Origin of the sequence: Methylomonas sp. AM2-LC (genome assembly GCF_039904985.1) — a bacterium.
Classification (GTDB): domain Bacteria; phylum Pseudomonadota; class Gammaproteobacteria; order Methylococcales; family Methylomonadaceae; genus Methylomonas.
Genome location: NZ_CP157005.1, coordinates 3,180,511 through 3,201,570, shown reverse-complemented (window position 1 = coordinate 3,201,570; position 21,060 = coordinate 3,180,511). Strand labels below are relative to the sequence as shown.

Here is a 21,060-nt window from a genome sequence, read left to right as displayed (position 1 = left end):
TAACACGACCCCTTTTCTATATTTTTGAATATTAAAGAAAATTCGCTTAAGTCAGTGCCATTCGGAACGTACCCTATTTAGTGTACTGAATTGTTCACCAACGGTACGGTTCGTAAACTAACCACACCTTATGGCTCTTAATTTTCTGTTTCCCACTCTTGCGCATAACCCGCTTTAATCAGATAGGCTCTGAGGCTATGCATAATATATTCATTATAAGCTTCCAAATTATGGTAGCCAGCGGCAGCAATGCCATGTTCGGCATCTATGACTGACTGATCGACCATTAGCCAGAAAAATTTCGATAATTGCTTAGCTTCATCCGCATTTTCTACATAACCTTTGTTAATAATGGCGACTATGTTAAAAGCATGCAATTGATGGGCATAATGTAAAATGATGTCTTTCTCTTCGGGAAATTTATAGTCTATCATTTTAAATAACTCCCAATATTGGGGAATACAGCCATTCTATTGGCAATAATAGTTAGTTTTTCTACCAGAGCATCGACTGACATACGCTCCGTTACCGTTAATAAATAATGTTGATTATCGCGCTGATCGACGACAAATTTTAAACCTGTAGGCAGAGCAAAGCTTTCTAATATCCAATTTATATCGATTGATTTATCCTTGTTCCATTTGCGCTTTAATTTTATTTGGTCTTTAAGATGAGACCAGCCTGACGAAAATGATAGGCCCATTTTGTCGCTAGGTTCAACCCAATTTTTGCAGGGCGAAAACAAGTAATCTTTTTCTCGTATACCTTTAATTACACTGCCTTGGCTATTATCAAAATACAAAGTGGGGTGTTGTCCAGAAACTATGGTCCTGGCTCTAAACTCCCCTAAACTTTTGATGTATTCACGTAAATCATTGACAGAATTTAATTGCATCATATTCAAATAACAGTTTTTAAATTGAAATAAGTAATTAGTTTTCTAATGACATGTATCAGCCTGCCTACTTATCATTAGTCACCTGTATTTTATCGGCCATGCCCCGGTACTGAATCTCTGTATCATACATGCCTTCTGCAAATACGGGCGGCACCTGATAGCTACCGGAGTTTAGCGGTTTCAACCTAAATTCGAAGTATTTCTCGCTGCCGTCCAATGCGCCAAATAAAACCAGGCGATCTTCCTGTACATCAATATAATCGGGTTCCCAAAGCGGTTTTTTGTCTATAGGTAACGATTTGCGATTGGCCAAACCTTGTTCGCTAAGGTCAATTTCAAAGCCGCCGGGTATTAACATCACTACCGCTACATCTTTCATGGCTTTATCGGGATGTAGGGCAATGCGGATGTGCAAATTGTCCTGTAAGCCTATGCTGCTGACTTTTTCGCCTTTATCGTTTAGCAAATCGCGGTTAATGGTGATTTTTTCGGCTATGGCCTTGCTAGGTGCAGCCAGATCGTAGCCGGTTTCGCTCAGTTGATAATACAGGTTAAGGTTACTTTTGCCTTGTAACTGCAGCGGTTGTTGATTGGCTAGCAACGCGACGGTTTTGATGGTATTACCGTGTAATTCCAACTGTGCAAGTGGTGTACCCGCCATTATCGTAAAGCTTTGTTGTTGCTCCTGGCTAAAGCGTGTCCACAAATTGCCCATGCCTAGCAGCGACAGTGAACCACGGAAAGAATTCATACGCTGTTTAATTAAATCCTGGCTTAAAGCCAACAGATAATTGCCAAATTTAGGGTCTTGCGTATCAATTAACGCGGGTAGATGTTTGCCCACCAGGTATAGATACAAACTCAAGTCTTCTGGATTATTCTGTAAACTGGCGGGTAATTGCCCACTGGTTTGCCATTGTTTCTGGATACCCGCCAATAGCCGGTTGGCATCCTGATCCAGATGATGAAGCTGGTATGCTGCACCCAGCAAAAAATTCACCCGATTATCAGTCTGTGTGCCACTGGTTTTTTGTTCTGCCTGTAATTGTGCTTCGAATGCGCGCAATCGTTCGGCAACATTAACGCCATTACGCGCCAGCAGATAGAACGCATATGCCTGCGCTTCAAGCGCGTAAGAGTCATAGTACTGGTCTTGCGAGTAAGTGTCGGCATATTGCAAGGCACGGCTAAGCATAGCTTCCGGCACTTTTTGTCCCCGTTCTCTGGCTTCCAGTAATAAGTGGGTGGCATACATAGAGTAAAACGGTATGCCGTCGTCAGCGGCTGTCCAGTAGCCAAAGCTGCCGTCATGTTTTTGCCGGGTTTGCAAGATATGTACGCTACGTTCCAGCAACTTTTCCACATCATGTGTCGACAACCCCAATTCTGCATTGTTACCCAATACTACCGCAGGAAAAGCCTGACTGGTAATCTGTTCGGTACAGCCATACGGATAGTTTTTAAGGTACTCAATAATGCCACGCAGATAGGCTGCCGGCGTTACCGATACCGATAGCTCGGTTTGACGTTGTTCATTATATAACTGGCGTTTTTGCGACAGGTTTAGGCTGTCACCTTTACTTTGTTGTTGAGCGGTTAAAACACCGGCCTGTAAAGTGGTTAGTAAGGGTTGGGCAGGGCGGATGCTCATTTCTTCGTTATAGTCGGCACTTTTGCCGCCACCGGTCACTTGGTAATGTACGTTAACGGCCCCCAGTTTTTCGTTGGCGCGGGCATGAAAGCGCACTGTACCATCTTGTCCCGGTGCTAGCGTCAGGGTTTGGCTAGGTGCTGATTTAATGTCCAATGCTTCGCCAGCATTAACGCTGACTTGTAAAGCCTGTGCGCCAGGCACACCACTGGTATTGGCAACCAGTACTCCCATATCAAATTCATCACCTGGCGCGGCCACCCATGGTTGCTGCGGCTGGATAACATAAGCTTGGCTGGCCACGGTATGTGTTACGGGTACTGCCAGTTTTCCAGCGTTTGCGGACACGGCCAACACGCGGATACTGCCATTAAAGTAATCCGGTACCGGAATCTGCAGGCTGTGATCACCCGGTTGCGCATCGATAATGCCCGACCAGAAAGCCATTGGCGCTTTATGTTTACGCGCAAAGGGGTTTTTGTATTTACCCAATAGTTTGTCTTCATCACCGCCCGGTAATGACAGGTTTTGTACCAAGGCAAAATCCGGCAGTATCATATCCAAAATTTGATGGGTTCTGACTTGCAGGGCGCGTTTTCGGAAAAAATAATCCAGCGGGGTTGGATTGTTGTAATGAGCAAATTGCAGTATGCCTTCATCAACGGCATACACCACCAGTTTTGTAGCTTCTTTGACTTGATAATGTACTTCCAAATTGGTGCCCGGTTGTACGGTTTCGGGTACTTTTAAGCTAACATCTTGGGTAAAGCGTTGCCGGGAAATACTAAAGGGCACCACGCCATAACTCAGCGGACTCATAAAAATTTCTTTGGAGTCCATGGCGCGCACAAAGGCTACAGACAAATACGCGTTACCACTGATGTTTTTGGGCAGGGTGATATGCTGGGTAGAGGCTGTGGTAGTGGTCTTAAACCATTGACTGCTTAGCAGGCCATCCTGTTCCACGCTTATCAGTCCAGCGCCCTGATAAGGCGCAACAATTTCAACGTCTATGGTTTCACCCGCTTCGTATTCTTTCTTGCTCAAGTGTAAGTTTAGCTCGGCATTGTGTTCGATATTGCGTGTCACATTGCCACTACCTGCCACTGAATAATCTACCCGATTTAATTCTTCGCCCTGGGCATTTTTAAACACGACCAGGAACTGGCCGGGATTGGTGCTGGGCAAGGTAAAATCCAACTTGCCGTTGTTTAGGGTGAGTTGTCGGGTTTCTAAGGCTTGCTGACGTTGTACCGATTGGTATTGATACAGACCATCCTGACGTTGTACTAAAGTAGAAACGTAACGATTTTCTATAATTTCGGCCGATAGTGTTTCGATAGCGCGTGGTTTAAAATCTGCCCCTAGTGCCAATAAATGCAAGTTACGTGGTGTGTCTTTGGGGATGAAATCAAGGCTACCATCGGCACCATACCCTAATAGATAAGCTTGTCTGGAGACCAGTGCGGTAGTCATGGAAACTACAGAACGCCCCGCATCTTTTTCGAAACCTTCACCCGCCAGTGTAATTTCATACACGGGTTCACTAATAGCCGCTAGCGGCAAGTCGTAACTGGCTTCACCTTGAGCATCCGTTTTGGCTTCGCCTAGTGCTTGCGGTAAATCGGGTATTTTATCCGGCAAAGTGCGGCGGAAGCGGTAATCGTTATAGCCGGGTACCAGTCCTTGCCAGGGGCGGAAGGTTAGTTCCAGTTTGGTCACATTACCTGCTGCAGGCGTACCAAACAGGTTACGCACGCTGACTCGCGCTTTAGCTGCGGTGGGGCTTAACCAGCCAGTAGCAGGCGCAGTAGGAATATCGGTTTTAACTTGCAAGTGGTCGGGTTGAAATTCTTCGACTCTAATCCGGGTACTGCCCAGCGATTTTTTGCTTTTATCGGCCATTATCAATTCGACTCGATAAGTACCGGTTTTACCTGCATCTAAGCTGGTCCAGTTAATTTCTTCAAAACCTTCGGCACCAAAGCTTAGTGTATGACTCCATACTTCTTGATTTTCGGGATCGCTAATCACTACTTTTAAGGGTAAACCGGCTGGTAGCGCAGACCAGTCACGTTTACGTAGCAGCAATCCTATATGTACGTTATCACCGGGTCGATAAATGCCTCGATCAGAAAACAGATAAGCTTGCAGAGTGTCGGCCTGATCGCGTAATCCATCGGTATCGAAGCGTGCAAAGTCCAGTTGCCGATTATCTCGATTAAAAGGCAGGAAGGATAAATCACCGGCTTTTTCTGCCAGATAAACGGTAGGCGTTTTTTCTGCTTTTAGTCCTTCGGTGGTGGGAAAGCTGACATGGCCTAGATTATCGGTTTTGCCAGAAAACAAGGCTACCCCGTTTTTACCCAATAAGGAAATTTGTGCGTCGGCAACAGGCAAACCCGTACGGAATGACATGGCAAACACTTCTTGTTGACCATTAGCGGCCGATTTAACCAGTAAACCCATATCGGTCAATAACACCAGGCGGGTGTCGGGTGAAGTGTTAACGGTACATTCATCCGGTGCTTGGTTGTCGGCGGCTTGCTGATTTTCGTCATCTATTGGAGTGTCAGCATTGTCTGTTTCAGCATCGGCACTGGTTTCTGTGCCGTCTGTGTTTCCACTGTATTGTGCATCATCGCTGCTGACTTCCGGCTCTGGATTATCTTTGCAGGTGTCGGGTAATTTTTCGCTGACTTTGAGTATAAACAGGCCGCGCGGCGGAAAGCCTTGCGTGCGGGTAAAGCGGGCAAAATCCACTGCAAAATAGTGGCGCTGCATGTCTTTATCACTGGGTAAGGCTTCATCATATTCAAACTTTTCTGCAAAATGTTCAATAGGTAGATTAAAGCTGGGATTTTCGAAATTGCCCTCTGTAAAATGCACCACGTGATGCATGTTATGTGGCAAAACTCGCTGTAATTCTACATGCACATTATTCACGCCACGTGCTGTAACCCCCAGTTTTTTGTTACCACTCAGACTTAACAGGGCACCTTCATGCAGAATTTTTAGTTCGCGCTGATTGGCACCAATTTCTTCCAGAAAGCGTGCATCCTGATGTAAGCTAAAGCCATCCAGGCTTTTAAGGCCCTGTTTAACGATGATCAGCACTTGTTGATTTTCCGGAGCTGTAAAGGTGAGGTGTTGCACCGTTTTATCTTCATTATCTGCATCTTGCCATTTAAGCGGTATGCTAGTGGCTTGCTTTAGTACCTCTGCATCCACTTGATTGGCCGTTTGCCATTCGGTCAAGTCTTTCTGTGCACAAAAAGCCGGTCTGGCCGGATTTTTAATTCGGCAATCGGGTAATAGGTACAAGCTAACCGCCTGTTCCAGGCTGGCGGGGTCTTGCAGGGCAACGCTAGTGCGTAAAATCAGCAAGCGCTCCAGGCTATCGTCGGCTTTAATAATGCTTTGCACACTCATTTCCGTGACTTTTAGATAGTCGCGAGCGCTGGGTATAGATAGGATGCGCGTGGTTTCATTTTCTGTACCTGCGCCACCTGCGGCGGCAACGATACCTTTATCCAGCACTAGTTTAATTTCGCTGGGTGCTTCTTTAATGGGGATGGGCGTTGTTTTTAAATAAGCCAGTTTTGGATCTTTTTCGTCGTAACTGATTTCGTAACCGACAGCATCACTAAATTTTTTTGCCGGTAACTGCCGAGACCAAACTGCGGTTTTGGCATTTAATATGTCGCGGCCGGGCGGGTAATTAAAATTAAGGGTAGCCGTCGCGCGCTTTATTTTGGGGTCTTGTGGATCTGTGTATAACTGCAAATTACCAACCTCTGCTTGCATGGCTGGAATTTTAAGGGTGTTGCTGGGTTGTTTTTGTTCAAACACACAGGCGGGAAATACTTCCGCATCGACGCTTACTTTATAGCTGATGCCAGGTTGCAGGCCGTCCGCAGACGTTGGCGTAAATATTAAATCGCCGCCCGCTGCTGCTTCGCCGTAATGCCATGTACCTGCAACCGCAGGGGTAAGTGCAATACCTGATTTTACTTCAGCACCGGCATTGGCTTTTGTTGCAGATTCGCTTAAAGCTTTCCCTTGCAAGTTTACGCTGATTTTACCTTCATCCAAACTCAGTGCAATGCTTTTGACGGTAGGTATGGCTTTATTGTCCGCATCAAATTTATCCCAGTCGCTACTTACCAGCTTAAGCTGGCAATCCGGTGGGTTGTTTAAGCTAACTTCGTTACTGGCCTCTAGGCTGGCTTGTAAGTCATCATCGTTAAATACAAAATAATTGTTTGCTCCCGGTACTTTACTTCCCGGTTTGCGGGCCATGACATGCAACTTTTCGTCTTTGAATGTAGCGTGTATCGTTGTATCTTGTGCGGGTCGTACTTGCGGATCGCTGCTAACAGTTAGGTGAGTACCTTTATTAACATATAAGGCAATGTCGCTGCCGTTTTCCAGTGCAGCGCTAAGCGTTGCATCGACGACGGGATAGTTAAAATCTAGAATAAATTCCAGTGTTCGACGTAAGGGGGCATCCTCGCTGTCTAGCCATTGACAAGCCTGTTTAGTCACTTGTAACGCTGGGGTATGATATTGCAGGCGGGTTTGTTCTAAGCTATAACCATTACGCAGTTTTAAGTCTTGTAAAGAGATTTTTAAATTACTGTCCGGAGTAAAGGTTCTGTCAGACGGGTAAAACACCAATCGTGATGGATCTTGCCAATGCCATTCGCCAGCGATGGACGGTTCTATTTGTGGCAAAAAATCCACCAACGCCTGACCGTTATCGGTGGTGGGTGCCAGCGCTTCGGTAAAATTAAGTACCAGTATCGGTGTCCAAAACTTATAATTAAGTAAATAAATGGCGGGTGGGGCAGCCGATTTGTTATCGTCACGGCAACCACTTAACAATGTTGTCAGTAATCCAAACAGTAACACTACGGAAAAAACTTTACCCAGTACCCTAGCCATTTGCCATTTATCCTGTCTGAATGTTGTCATTATTATGATTATTTTTAGTGCGACAGGTTTTGTGGTTTATTTTTCAAGTTTGCTGATGACAAAGACGGTTTGTATAGAGCCTTTCGATACTACTTAGTAGCGTTTAGTCGAATGGGGTTGGTCTTTGTCATGCGAGAACTGATGAAAAGATTAATATACCTACTAGGTAACATCAAAAAAGCCGCATATGTCTCAGCTTATTACGAATGTTGATCTTTGTAAATCATTAAGCTTTAACTGCCCAAAATACACGGCATATTTGGTAAAGTCACCCGATATTAAGCATACTTGACTTAGCCGCAAACTCTGGGAGTTACAGCTAAAGTCCAGTTTAAAAAAGTAAAAAATAGTTTACCTGATCGATAAATTACATAATTTCTAGGCTTAAAAGGGTAAATATGCTTGATTAAGAAATTAAGCAGTATGACACAACAAATCAGCGTTATTTTCTGCACTGGCTGCCATAAGTTCCAGATTAGCCAGCACTTGCAAACTGGCCTGTTCCATCTTTCCCGTTTCCTGCAGCATGGTGTTTACATCGTCAGCGCTGTAAGCTTGTAAGGCTTTGATAGCGGATTGGTGCACAATAATATGCGGATGTTCAATGTCATGATATCCAGGTAATTTTGAAAAGCAGTCATGACCTTCACCTTTGTAATACCATTTGCCAAGTCGGCACTGAGTATGTTCTGCAAAATCAGCTGATGTTTTTTGCGACAAATGAAACAGTACTTTATATACTTCAAATTTAAAAATCAGATGATCAATTTTTGCCAGTTCGCAGAAACTTCTTAACGACGAAGCGGCAATCACTTTTTCCATGGTTGCAGAAAAATGTAACAACTCGTGCATGGTACCCGTAGCCCGTTGACCCTCTTCACTAAATTGCAAGGCGCGTGAGGATAAGTTTTGCATTTGTTGGCAGGTATTGCCACTGTTATCACGTATTGATGCAGCCAGATTAGCAATTTTATTGGTAGCTTCTGCTGTGCGTTGTGCTAATGTTCTCACTTCATCGGCCACAACCGCAAAGCCCCTGCCATGTTCGCCTGCACGTGCAGATTCAATTGAAGCGTTTAGTGCCAGTAAATTAGTTTGGGTTGCAATATCGTTAATCAATTTTACGACGCCAATAATTTCCCTAGAACTTTGATCCAGCGTACTGGCTTGATCTGCAGTTTCAGTCGTCGTGTCGGCCAAATCTGCTAAGTTTTTTGATATACGCTCAATCGCTTGACTACTAGTGATCGATATACCTTGTGCTTCAACTGCTCGGCCTTTTTCATCATGCAGGCGATTAGCCAAACAGAACAGACTGCCTTGGGTATTGAGTAGCGATTCTCCAAAATTTTGTAAATGACTAATAGTGCCTAATAAATGTTGTAATTGCGTTTCCGCAAGCTGTTTGGCTTGATTCGATTCTTGTAAATCCTGTTGTAGAGAACTGATTTGCTGATTCTTTTTCTGTAAGTTATCCTCAGCAATCACTAATGCTTGCTGTGCTTGCTCCAGTTCGCTTTTACGAGTGAAAATTGAGAACATTGGCTATCTCCGTAGTTTTTATAGTTTTAATAGTACAGGCATGTAAGACCGTTGTTGGTATTGGGTATTTCATCTGTCTATGTGGGTTTTAAATTAAAAATGACTTGTCTTAATTCTAGACCATTACATAAGAATGGAAACTTAATTAATTGATTATGACAACCTTTAAGCAGAAAAGTTAATTGGGTAGTCATTACAGTATCGTTTTGATGAGGAGTTTGCCTTTAGGTGTCCTTAGTTGACTTTAGCTACTGAAATAACTTAGAAATGCACGGTTGCTATCGGTTACTACGGCATTAACGCTAACGCTATCAGTTTCCATTGGACAGAGTGGTTTTGACTCAGTAAATCCGTTATACTTAAAAATAAACTAATAGTGCCAATAAGGTACAGTATTTTATTGCTTGGGGGCGTTATGTTTGATTTACAATCCTTGGATATGTTAATTGGTCTGGTAACAATTTATCTATCCATTGCACTCGCCTGTACTGCCATTGTTGAATCGATAGCCACTTTTTTTGATATCCGCAGTAAGAATCTGGAAAACGCCCTACAAGAAATATTGGCCTGTCATATCAGTCATCCGCTTATATCGGATTCTCCTTGCAGTGTGGAAGAGCCTGAGCAGACCTTTATGATGAAGTTTTTTGCACATTCATTAGTTAACTCCCTAAGTAAAGGTGTTAATGGTCGGCCATCCTATATACCACCAGAAATATTTTCACAGGTCGTCTGCGATATACTCACTGAAAAAGGCACTAAAAGCCTGGATGTGGGGATAAACAACTTACCGGAATGCCGCTTAAAAAATATTTTGCGTATATTAAAAGCCAAAGGTGCGCAAACGACAGAAAGCTTTGAATATAATCTGGAAACGCATTTTGATCGAGTAATGGATAGGGCGACAGGTTGGGTTAAAATCCATCAGCAAAAAATGGCTGTTTTTGTATCATTTCTGCTAGTAGTGTTGGGTAATGTAGATACTTTCGCCATTGCTAATGCTTTTACTGCTAGTTCACAGTCGCGAGATGCTTTGTTGACACAGGCTAGCACTTTGTTGGCGCAGAGTAATAATCAAGTTTCGCAGCCTGTATCAACAGGCGGTGATGCAATTAAAAATATTCAACAGAGTGCAGAGCAGGTTAAACAATCTGTACAGGCATCAGTAACATTGTTTGAAGCTGTCGGTTTACCATTGGGTTGGAAAAGTGTTGATATTAATCAATATAGTGCTAAGGATTGGATTTCAAAAATTGTGGGCTGGTTAATTAGTATTTTTGCTGTATCACTGGGTGCGCCTTTCTGGTTTGATAAGTTGCAAAAAATTGTCAATATACGGCAGGCCGGTATTAATCCGCGTGAAAAAAGAAAAACAGCGGTATAAACGAGTGTTTTGCTGGCAGTGAATATAAAGTGTTAGTTTTTGTTAACAATAAAAGTCAGCAAGCGCCAACCGTTGTCTCGTAAATCTTATCTCTTGGCGATTTGCCTAACTTAAGCAACAAAAGGTTTTACAAGCAATTTAATAGAGAGTAGACTTTAATATTAAATTTATTAATATCATTAGTTTATTAGATTATTGTTAAGTTAATTATTAACTAAAAGTGTTGCTATTCACCTAGGGTAAATCAATCCTGATAGACAACAAACAACGTATATTGGAAGGGTAGGAATCCACCACCTAAACTAAACCAATAACACTACTGAATTTTATCGAGTCATTGGATTGAAGTTAGCTAAGAATAAATACAATTTGAGGCAAACTTTAAGATTAAGCACTAGTCTTGTCATTGATGTACTTGCTATGGATACAATCAACATTAAAAATAATAAGATTTTATGTCAGCCGCTGATACTGATACTTTTTATGGCTGTTTTTATCAATGGCTGTCAGCTTTTGCCTTTTTCCCAGGAACCAGAGCCGCAACAGGTTGTGTGGACGGTAAAAGCCGATGAAGTGGTGAGTCATGAGTTTACTCTGCAACCAAACCAAAACCTTGTGGGTAGTTTAGCCAGCGTTCAAGCTAGGGACAACGATACTTTGTCGGATATTGCCCGTCATTATGGGCTTGGATTTAACGATATTGCCTATGCTAATGCCGGCATGGATCCGTGGACACTACACAATACGCAATCAGTAATATTGCCCTTACGTTTTATTTTGCCTGAAGCGCCACACCACGGTATCGTACTAAATTTAGCAACTATGCGCATGTTCGTTTATCCCAAAACCACATCCAATATGCTGTTTACCTTTCCCGTTGGAGTCGGTCGAGAGGGCTGGAATACGCCATTGGGACTCACCAAAATTATTAGCAAAAAAGTTAATCCGGATTGGATTGTGCCTGAGTCAATTAAGCGCGAACATATTAAACAGGGAGATCCATTACCTAACGTGATTCATGCAGGTCCCGATAATCCGCTGGGAAACTACGCCATGCATACCGGATTTAACAGTATTTTGATTCATGGTACCAATAAACCCTATGGTATTGGCATGCAGGTCAGTCATGGTTGCGTTCAGCTGTATCCAGAGGATATTGAATCGTTATTCAACAAAGTGGAGGTTGGCACCCCAGTGCGTATTGTCCATCAACCTTATCTGGTAGCTTGGGATAACGATATGCTGTATCTGGAAGCACATCCACCCTTAGAGAAATGGCAGAAACAGCAAACACATTTACAAGCCGATCTAAAAGTCCAGCTTAAAAAAATTGCTGCCGAAAAACATACGAAGCTAGATTGGCTTAAAGTGGCAGATGTGTTGAAACGTGCCGATGGCATACCTACACCTGTGTTGGTTAATGGAGAAAATTTATATGAACTAACCGCTCATGCCATACCCCTGCAACATCCTGATCAATTGGCAAATCAACCGCAGGTGGTTGAGCTGAAAGACAGCGATTGGTCGTTACTAACGGATCGGTTTCCTAGTGCCAGTGAGGCGCAAAAACTAGCCGCTATGCTAAATCATCTGGAGCCACAAATCCCAGCGCGGATGGTTGCAAGTGCGGGTGGTTATCAGGTAATTGCCGGACCCTTTAAAACCAGCAAAGAAACGCAACAAAATGCCAAACGTATCAAGCAGTTTTTTGAATTGGATGTGACCGCACGGCCGCCTAAAAAAAGTGTAGGTTAATTAAGATTGACTGACAAAAAATATTGAACTAATTCTTTAAGTAGGTGCAAATATTCAGTTTTTGTTTAGTGGCTCACAGGGTATTAGCTGCAGAACGAAGAGGCTTGAATAGTATTAAAAATACCACAGGTTACTTTAGCACTAAAGTCTAAACAAAATTTATTAACTTTTTGAATACTTGTCATTATTTGTTTCACATCAATAAATAGAGTATTACATTGGGGTTAAGATAAATTTTTTGTGACAGAGTGAGGCAATTTGTCGCACTCATGATTTACATTTTGTTAATAGCAGCGTAATCTTTTTTCCGTAGTGTTTGATTGAATTGTTAAATTCCATAGTTCCTTCCTTTGTCCGGCTTTTAGCCGGATTTTTTTTATCTGCGTAGTTGCTTTTCTTTACCGAATTACTTGGTGATGTAGCAATGCAAACTTTGCCCCAGTGAGTTCTATTCATTATTTGTTTGTTCTGGTAATCAATGGGGAATATGCTGTATTGCAATATTCCCCAAACGTTGTGTTTTTTAGGCTATTGATAATAACGTTTTCTTTGTCCAACAAAATAAATACCGATCAAACCGGGGATTAACAATTCAAAAGTAGGTAGCTCCGGCACCACAGATATAGAACTGTTTTGGATAGCCACGGTAAGTGAATTACCATAAGCATCTCCCAGTGCCTTTAGCGACAATGAGACAGGACTGGTGCCTTTGCCTAATGTGTCGAATGTTAGCGTTGCCAGTGTAAACTGATGTTGTTGAAAGACGTTTAGCGCACCTGCCGAATCCAGAGATAGTTCAAACACCTCGACATTTCCCGCACCTGGAGTAACGGATTGGATATCGCCCAAACCGAACAGATTTAATCCTGTGCCAAATTGGATACTGGAATAAGCCAACAAGGTAGAATTGAAACTCAGGCTTAAATCATATGTTCCCAATGTCAGGCCACTACCTAAACCAGAAATGTCAATATTGAAGCTAACCTGGCTGCCTTGAGCTACGCTTTGTGTTGTTGGATCTATCGACAATATTGGGGTGGCATAGGCGATATTCATACTGCCACTGAGGAATATGCTTAATGCTAAATATTTAATGTTCATAATGCTTACCTTGTTTATAAATGGGAATTTGAGCGTAATTTGTTGCTGGTTTTGCCGAAATTCCGACCACTTTTTCAAAGGTGGTCGGAAAACAGCTTAAACACTTACTATAGCTAGGATGCACATTGGGAATGGGTGCATTTTGTGACTAAAATACGCATATCCAGAGCGTTTAAGAGGCCATCGTGATTTAGGTCGCGAATATCAGTAGGACCGCTTGTATTGGTGTTAAGCACTTTTTGTAGAATCGCCAGATCTTTAGTATCGACTATTCCATCAGCGTTCAAGTCACCAATTAGCAAGAAATCCGCTACGATAGTCTCCGGCTTATTAATGTTGGGTACTGTAAACGGATTGTGGATCGATTTGACGAAATCACCTTGAAATTGCTGAAACAGGTAATTGCTTGTAGGTGTTGCCTTAAGGTTGGGTGTACTATTGAGATCATACCAGCCTGTTCCGGTAGCGGAACCGCCTGTTGCGGGTACGCTTTTCACAGTCAGCAGATATTCAGGTGTAAATTTGCCAATTAGTACTGCATCTTTAACGCCGACATGTACAGCTTTGTTTTGCGAACCCCCGTCCATCCAACCGTTAAATTTTAAACGGGTGTCCGGTGAGATTTCCATCACAGGGTGGAGGCTGATCTCATGGTTGCTGTTAGTCAATACCTGTACATCAGCAGGAAGCGCGTAATCCTTGCCGTCCACATTGATGTGCGGAGCAACGCTGATACTTGCTCCAGGAATTTCCGCTTTTACATGCAGGGTTACACCGGGAACATTAACGGTAACAGGGATGATGAGTGGTGCTTGAAGAAACCCGCCGGTAGCTGGATCAACTTCCCGAATCACGATACTTTCATTGAAACTGCCCGGTGCAGACCCCAACAAAGATTCAACCTCGACTTGCGTACCTGATACGGTTGCTTTCAAATGACTGCCAGTTACTTGCGTTTCCAGTTTGCCACCCTTGCCGCCCAGCACGTTGATAGTTGCGTTTTGCTGAGGCGCTAAACTTAGGCTATTTGGTGCTGCAGTAATTAGTCTGGCTATGTGGTTCAGCCAGATCGGGTCGCTGTCAGGATTAAATGGGTTTGCGGATAGCCTGTCGCGGAAGGCAATACTGAAAAGATTTTGGTTTTCTTGTCCGCCAGCAGGCGCCCAAAAATGAAATTGTGCACCAAACTCCTTCTGACAAACGCTTTCACCTTGCGTCCATGCAGCTCGGGTTTGAGTGACGGCCCAGGTGTAGTCGGCAGGATGATCGGGGTCAGGGAATATTCCTGTGGAAGTCTTAGGTCCAGCGCAGGCAAAAGCATGTTGGTTGCTTGCGGCATCGCTTAGCCAGTGGCCTTGTTCATAAGCTTTAAACGTTGCAAGTGGATTGCCGATAAAGGTATATTTCAAAGCCATGGCTGCCGGTCCATCGTTGCCAAATTCGTTTATTCCCCAACTCCAAATGAAACTAACTCGACGGACATCTGGATCGGGAAATGAGTAATTCCATATAGTGTAAGTTTTGTAACAGTCACTGGTAACATCTATGCCAGCGCAAATATCATATTGAATTGATGCCTGACTGGCTCTTGAACCCGCCAGTAGAAAATCGAGATTGATCATGGAGTAACCGCATTTGGTGGCATCCGCTATGGCTCCTTCGCCTAGTGCGCCTTTCGGTCCTGAGGCAAAGAAATTACTGCCGCTACGGTCTTCGCCGACATATGACCATTGGTTAGGATTGCGTGCGGCAATGGGGAAACCACCCTGGTTTTGGCAAGTCGGGTAGCGGTAACCGGACGTGTCAGTATAACCATCATCAATGACATATTTAGACCAATCCCAAGTGGTATTGGTGCCAGTATCGCTAAATACAATCACCTGTTTGCCTGCGCCGCGCAGTTCGCGCAAGCTAGGCCAATGGTCAAGGGTTGAGCCATCTGCGGGTGGCTGGTAAGCCAGGTTGCCAAGTTCGATGTTGATGGCATCGTCTATCCAGTAATAATGAGCTTTATCCAATTCACTCGTGCCCAAAAGACGAATGATAATAAATTCACCAGGATTCTTTTTCAGCCATTCAGCCACTTCGTGCATGCCCAAGGCATACAAGCGGCCTTCGCTGGAAGGTCCGGCCAAGCCAGTGTCACTGATCAAATCAGATACCGTATATGTTTTGCCAAATATTGAAAGGAGGTCCTTCAAAATTTGATCTGGAATTGTAAAATAGGCTGATGGAAAATTTTTGCCGTCGGTGGCACAGTTGATGAAGTTGTTTGATTCGTCCAGAATGCCGTATGCGGTATTGTGACAGAGTCGAATCTGCCCGCTATAGAATCTTGGATCCATGCGGATAATGCGCATACCCTCTTGAAGTTGGTCGGTCATGCTCAACACCTGGTCGGCGGACAAGGAGGATTTTGCATTGTCGGCATAAGTGCTATAGGAATTATGCGACCCTAAATAATTACCCCAGTTAGCTTGCTGATGTGCACCGATACCGTACATCTGTTCCTGCATGGCAAAGCCGAGCCAACTGTTGGGATTGGCGAACAGGTTTGCATGACCGGTGGAGTTTCTTACGCAAAGGTTGCCGGAAACGGTCAGACCTTTATCGCATTTCGGTAACAGTAATGGATCGGAGTACATGTTGATCGCAAAATCTGAAGTGCTTACACAGGCGGCCATGTTCTCACCACCGCAGATAAGAGTAGTATAGGGGCTGGAAGCATAGGGATCGGCAGCCGTTTCGGTTATCGGCATACCTGCGCATAGCGCAAGGTAGCCTAATAGGGAAAATACCTTTATTTTCATAACTTGTCTCCTTCAGGGTTGTTATTTAATCACAGCCGCTCAAACGCTCATGGCCTGCATAAACCCGCAAGCTCTGGCCGATAGCAACCGGAAGCTTCTACACCGGCGCACTTTCGCCGGATGCCCATAAGCTTATTCGTAGCCAAGTTTTTCCGATATAGTCCATTTTGACTATGATTAGCCTTTAAGATGAGTTGCCTTGATTCAGATATTCATAGCCTAGCTTGGTGCGGCAAAGCGGACAACAAGGCGCGTAATTGCGCAGCGTCCAGCGGTTTATGCAGTACCGGCAAACCGGAAGCCAGCGCCGTAGCAATTTGCTCGCGGCTAATATCGCCGGTGACAATGGCAGCAGGCACCAGTCGCCCAAGTTTGTCATGCAGATGGGAGACCAGTTCAGCACCGTTCAAACTACCCTGCAAACGGAAGTCGGTCAGGATAATGTCCAGGTCGTGGTGGTCATCAGCAGCTGCTAAAGCCGTTTCCGCGTTCGCTGCCGCCACGCAGTGACAGCCAAAACGCAGCAAAACGGTGCGGATGGCATGCAGCACCATAGCATCATCATCCACGACCAGAATTTTCAATTGCGGCAGCAGGTCTGGCCCGGCCAGGGTTTGAGCAAACGTTCCGTTTTCAGGTGGCTCAAGCTTCGGCACTGAAATTTCAAACACACTGCCATATTCGAATCGCGACTTGACTGTAAGTTCGTGATCAAGCAAATCAGCAATACGCTGTACGATGGCCAAACCTAGACCTAAGCCCTTTTTCCGGTCACGTTCCGGATTGACCAGTTGTTTAAAGGCCACAAAAATCTGGTTTATTTGGTTGTCCGGTATGCCGATGCCGGTATCCCAAATCTGTACAATCCAGTTGCTTTGCCGTCCGCGCAACGTTATTAGCACGCCGCCTGCTTCCGTATAGCGAATCGCGTTGGCGATAAGATTGCGCAAGAGTCGTTCCAATAAAATGGGATCGCTGCCACACCAACAGGGACGGCAGGCCAGACGTAGCGTAAGCCCTTTTAAATTAGCCTGCGGTAAAAATTCACGATGTAGGCGCTCTAATAGGGCATCCAAAGAAAAACGGCTAATCTGTGGTGATATGCTACCCGCATCGATACGAGCCATTTCCGTTAAGGCATCCAGCATATCGTTGATCGCGGCACCGGCTTCTATGGCCCTTAATACTAATTCCTGTTCAGGACGCCCAACCAAATCCATGTGTAAAATATCCAGATATAAGCCTTGTGCATGCACGGGTTGTCGCAAATCGTGACTGGTGGCAGCTAATAGCCAGGATTTTTCCAGATTGGCTTGTTCGGCGGCCTGCTTGGCAATGTCAGTAGCCTGAATTTGCAAATGCAGTTCGTCGGCCAGTGTTTCTTTTTCAAACCGAAGTTTGATTGCGCTAATCAATACGTTTTGTGCGTTTTCGGCATAAAGTAGATTGATCAATGTGAATAATACGGTTAACCCAGCGACTTGCCAATACAATGCCTGCCCTTCCAGAGCTAAGCGAGCGATAAAAGGCAAAGCCGCAAGCAGTACGTAACCGTAGTAAGCCGGTTTAAATGCGGATAAGGAAGCCACTGATCCAGCGATCATGCCAGCCAATACCAGCGTTAGCAAAATCAGGACTTGTGCTTCTGGTTGGAAAAACAGATAAAAGCCCGCTCCCCATAACAAACCGGAGAAACAGCAGCCTAATGCAAACAACCAACCCCAGAACAAAGGCCGGGAATGTTGGTCGACTAAGCATTGATAGCGTCGCATCAGTGCGTAGCGCACACTATTAACTATCATCAAGCAAATCAACCACACAGACAAGTGCCACGTCTCTGCCTGTGAATAAAGGATCAAGGCTAAAATCACTGCTGCCAGCATGCCGCCGAACAATACCTGGGGGGCGTGTGCGTAAAGTATTTTGATGCGCTCCGCTACGAGTGCTGTAGGGCTTACTTTATATTCAGTAATTCTAGGCTTCATGTAACACCGTTGTTTAGGCAACCAAACCCAGTTTCTGCGAAATAATGATGGCTTCGGAACGGTTTTTACCACCCAAAATCAGCAAAATTGCGGCAATATGGTTTTTAACAGTGTTTTCAGATATATTAAGATGTCGGGCGATTTCCTTATTACTCCAGCCTCGACATAGCCAGCGCAATACTTCCAATTGGCGTTCGGTTAATTTTATGGGTTGGGTGTTGGAAGCAGGTAGTATAGGTGGAGTTGCCAAAATGGCAGCTGTTTTTGCCTGGCCAGTTAACCACACGCTTTCTCCCTGACGGATTTTTTGCAATGCCATCGCAAAAACCTGACTATCCGTAGATTTATGAATGAACCCCTGAGCACCCAGACCCAAACAGCGTCGCGCTAAAGCCAAATCATCGGTACCGGACAGTAATATCAGCGACACAGTCAAGTGGGCTGCGCGGTACATTCGTACCAGAGCTTCGCCGGACAAATCCGGGAGATTAAGGTCTAGCAGCACGATGCGCCAATCGTGACCGGATTTTAACAATTCCAGACCTTGTTCCGCTGTTTCGGCTCCGAAAATACTGGTATCGTGAATGTCCATTCGGTTTAGCATCAAAGCTACGCCGGACCTAAACAATCCATGGTCATCTACGATCAGAATTTTCATACTGCTATATCGATTCTGTGGCTGAAAAGGGTTAAGAGTTGATTCGTTGTAACTATGCCGTTCGTTTTGGTCATCTACCCGGTTATTCATGCCAAGTTTGCTGACAGAGCACACAGTAAATGCGATTGTGTTGACCAGTTATCTACAACCTAGGCACAAAATGCCTTGCAGCCTTTATTAAGCTGTTTTGAAATATTAGGTGATTTTGACGACTAGTATTTTACTAAAACACGCCTATAGCAATTGCTGTTATGTTAAGCCGTAATAGCATAGGACGAATTAAGTGCGAGTAAGATTTAGTTTCGAAGCGTATCTTTCTGTGTTCTACCCAAACGACAACAAGCGCAAACTGCAAACCAGCTAAACCGCATAACCCACGCCAATAGCATGGAAATGTTCAATATACACTAATTTTCATGATAACCACTTTTTAAAGCATTAATCCATCTGGTTCAAGCAATGGTTAGTCTTCCTTGTTCCATTTTCCATACTTTATTAGAGACTCTAGCTGCTTGTGCTGGGTTATGGGTGACCCAAATATAAGCTCTGCTGTCTGTTGCCTCTGCAAACCAGCAAGCGACAATTTTTTCAATGGCGGCACTTTTTTCGGCATCCAGGGCTGCTGTCGGTTCATCCAGTAACAATATTTCCGGTTGCAATTGAATGGCTCGTAATAGGGCGGTAATTTGTGCTTCACCGCCAGACAAATTTTGAATGTTTTTCTGCAAAAAAGCCGTATTTAAGCCTATTTCTGTTAGAAAATTGGTGATGATTAATTCCGAATATTGTTTACCTTTATGCGTTTTTAGCTTAAAAACTTGTTGCAGACTATCGGCTACGCTGCCGGCACCCAACGCGGGGAGTTGATGTAGATAAATGACATGACTGCGATACAGTGGCATGTCTATTTTTTGCAGGTCTTTACCTTTCCAGATAAATTCACCTTTATCGACCTTTTCCAGCTGAGTGATGCTGCGTAGTAATAAACTTTTACCCGCCCCAGAGCCACCTTGCAAAGAAATGCGGTCTCCGGCTTGTATTGAAAGAGATAGAATTTCCAGCAATGGTTTTGCCGCAGTATTACCGTTAAACTGTAGTCCTTTGATAGTTAATAATGGTGTAACTGGATTAGTCATTTCAGCCATTTGCGCGCAGGTGTTTTAATAACGGGAAGGGGTGCAATAAATTGATGTGCCGTATTGAACATTTGCCGATAACCCAGCAGAACCACGCTAATGGTGCCAAACATGGTTGTGGCGGCTATCAGAAACATGATCACAATCTGATACTTTACCGCCTCTAAGGGATCAACGCCTGCCAATAACTGCCCCGTCATCATCCCGGGTAAACTGACCAGACCTACCACCATCATAGCATTGGTCATGTTAATCATACCTGTGCGTATCGCGGTCACCAAGTGCGGGTGAGCAGCTTCCCAGCGTGTGGCACCTAACGCTAACTGACTTTCCACTTCCTGTTTTCGGGTAGACAGTTCCACGCTTAATCTCTCAAGTGCCAAGCAAACGCCGTTTAATGAATTGCCCAACACCATGCCCAGTAATGGAATCAGATATTGTGGCAGATACCAGGGGATTAACTTAAGAATGCCAAACACGGCAAAACCAGTGACGAGCCAGGCACTGCCCCAGATAGAAATGATGCTATGTAAGCGCATCCCCGGATAATGAAATTGGCTGCGGCTTGCGGCTGTATATCCGGCTACCACTGTCATTACTACAATAATAGACAAAGATAGATACCATTGATTATGAGTAAACACCCATTGTAAAACGAAACCAATCAGTAGCAGTTGCACTACCGTGCGTAAAGCGGAGATAAACAGTAAACGTTCCATACCCAATTTAAGGTAGAGCGACAATATGCCATTGACTACCACCAGACTTGCTGCCAGTAAGACTTGTAGATACGAAAGATCTAGATAGGTGGTACCCATACAGGTAGGTTACTCAATAAAGTTTATGTGTATGTTCAAGTACATCTGGAAATAAAATTATTATTTATTTCCAGCGATTAACTGGGAACTTCGAAAAACCATCCTTCGACAGGCCCAGGGCGAACGGTGTCACTTATATATCAATAGCTTACTATTTTCGCAGAGCTTGTCGAAGCACAAAAAACAGGTTTTTCGAAGTTCCCAACTGTTTTAGTTATTAGGTAGAGCTGTTGCATTAATCAACTGATTATGGTTACTAATTTTGCAAATTTCATAGGGTAGGTAGATAATAACGGATAATTAAAGGCACTGTTGGTATAAACAGCTAATTTTTTGAATTTTGGA

At 44.1% G+C, this 21,060-nt stretch carries 12 protein-coding genes; 2 read left to right on the top strand and 10 right to left on the bottom strand.

Going from position 1 to position 21,060, the window contains the following annotated elements; genetic code table 11:
• Positions 1-137: 137 nt before the first annotated feature.
• The 4 genes from ABH008_RS14325 to ABH008_RS14310 all read right to left on the bottom strand — a co-directional run bounded on the left by ABH008_RS14325 (position 138) and on the right by ABH008_RS14310 (position 9,068).
• Positions 138-434 (bottom strand): hypothetical protein, encoded by a 297-nt coding sequence (locus ABH008_RS14325; protein ID WP_347986296.1) that lies wholly within the window; start codon positions 432-434, stop codon positions 138-140.
• Positions 431-898, bottom strand: a complete 468-nt coding sequence (locus ABH008_RS14320) for a hypothetical protein (protein WP_347986295.1) — start codon at positions 896-898, stop codon at positions 431-433. Before ABH008_RS14320 ends, ABH008_RS14325 begins: the two co-directional genes overlap by 4 nt.
• Positions 899-962: 64 nt before the next feature.
• The gene (locus ABH008_RS14315; protein ID WP_347986294.1) at positions 963-7,496 is read right to left on the bottom strand and encodes an alpha-2-macroglobulin; all 6,534 of its coding nucleotides are present in this window, start codon (positions 7,494-7,496) and stop codon (positions 963-965) included.
• 444 nt (positions 7,497-7,940) lie between these two features.
• Positions 7,941-9,068 carry a methyl-accepting chemotaxis protein gene (locus ABH008_RS14310; protein WP_347986293.1) on the bottom strand — a complete coding sequence of 376 codons (1,128 nt, stop codon included), beginning with the start codon at positions 9,066-9,068 and terminating at the stop codon, positions 7,941-7,943.
• A 415-nt stretch (positions 9,069-9,483) separates the two neighbouring features.
• On the opposite strand from ABH008_RS14310, the gene ABH008_RS14305 reads away from it, so the two are divergent.
• Entirely contained in the window at positions 9,484-10,452 is a 969-nt protein-coding gene (locus tag ABH008_RS14305) for a hypothetical protein (protein WP_347986292.1), read from the top strand.
• 483 nt (positions 10,453-10,935) lie between these two features.
• Positions 10,936-12,207: a L,D-transpeptidase family protein gene (locus ABH008_RS14300; protein WP_347986291.1), complete on the top strand. Its 1,272-nt coding sequence runs from the start codon at positions 10,936-10,938 to the stop codon at positions 12,205-12,207.
• A gap of 528 nt (positions 12,208-12,735) precedes the next feature.
• Here the strand turns inward: ABH008_RS14300 and ABH008_RS14295 are convergent.
• The 6 genes from ABH008_RS14295 to fetB form a co-directional block, all read right to left on the bottom strand.
• Positions 12,736-13,308, bottom strand: a complete 573-nt coding sequence (locus ABH008_RS14295) for a cohesin domain-containing protein (RefSeq protein WP_347986290.1) — start codon at positions 13,306-13,308, stop codon at positions 12,736-12,738.
• A gap of 113 nt (positions 13,309-13,421) precedes the next feature.
• Positions 13,422-16,118, bottom strand: a complete 2,697-nt coding sequence (locus tag ABH008_RS14290; protein WP_347986289.1) for a dockerin type I domain-containing protein — start codon at positions 16,116-16,118, stop codon at positions 13,422-13,424.
• A gap of 212 nt (positions 16,119-16,330) precedes the next feature.
• Entirely contained in the window at positions 16,331-18,103 is a 1,773-nt protein-coding gene (locus ABH008_RS14285; RefSeq protein WP_347986288.1) for a hybrid sensor histidine kinase/response regulator, read from the bottom strand.
• Between the two features lie 13 nt (positions 18,104-18,116).
• The gene (locus ABH008_RS14280) at positions 18,117-18,851 is read right to left on the bottom strand and encodes a response regulator transcription factor (protein ID WP_347986287.1); all 735 of its coding nucleotides are present in this window, start codon (positions 18,849-18,851) and stop codon (positions 18,117-18,119) included.
• A gap of 362 nt (positions 18,852-19,213) precedes the next feature.
• Positions 19,214-19,897 (bottom strand): ATP-binding cassette domain-containing protein, encoded by a 684-nt coding sequence (locus tag ABH008_RS14275; RefSeq protein ID WP_347986286.1) that lies wholly within the window; start codon positions 19,895-19,897, stop codon positions 19,214-19,216.
• Positions 19,894-20,715, bottom strand: coding sequence for an iron export ABC transporter permease subunit FetB (gene fetB, locus ABH008_RS14270; RefSeq protein WP_347986285.1), 822 nt, complete (start codon positions 20,713-20,715; stop codon positions 19,894-19,896). Before fetB ends, ABH008_RS14275 begins: the two co-directional genes overlap by 4 nt.
• Positions 20,716-21,060: the final 345 nt, after the last annotated feature.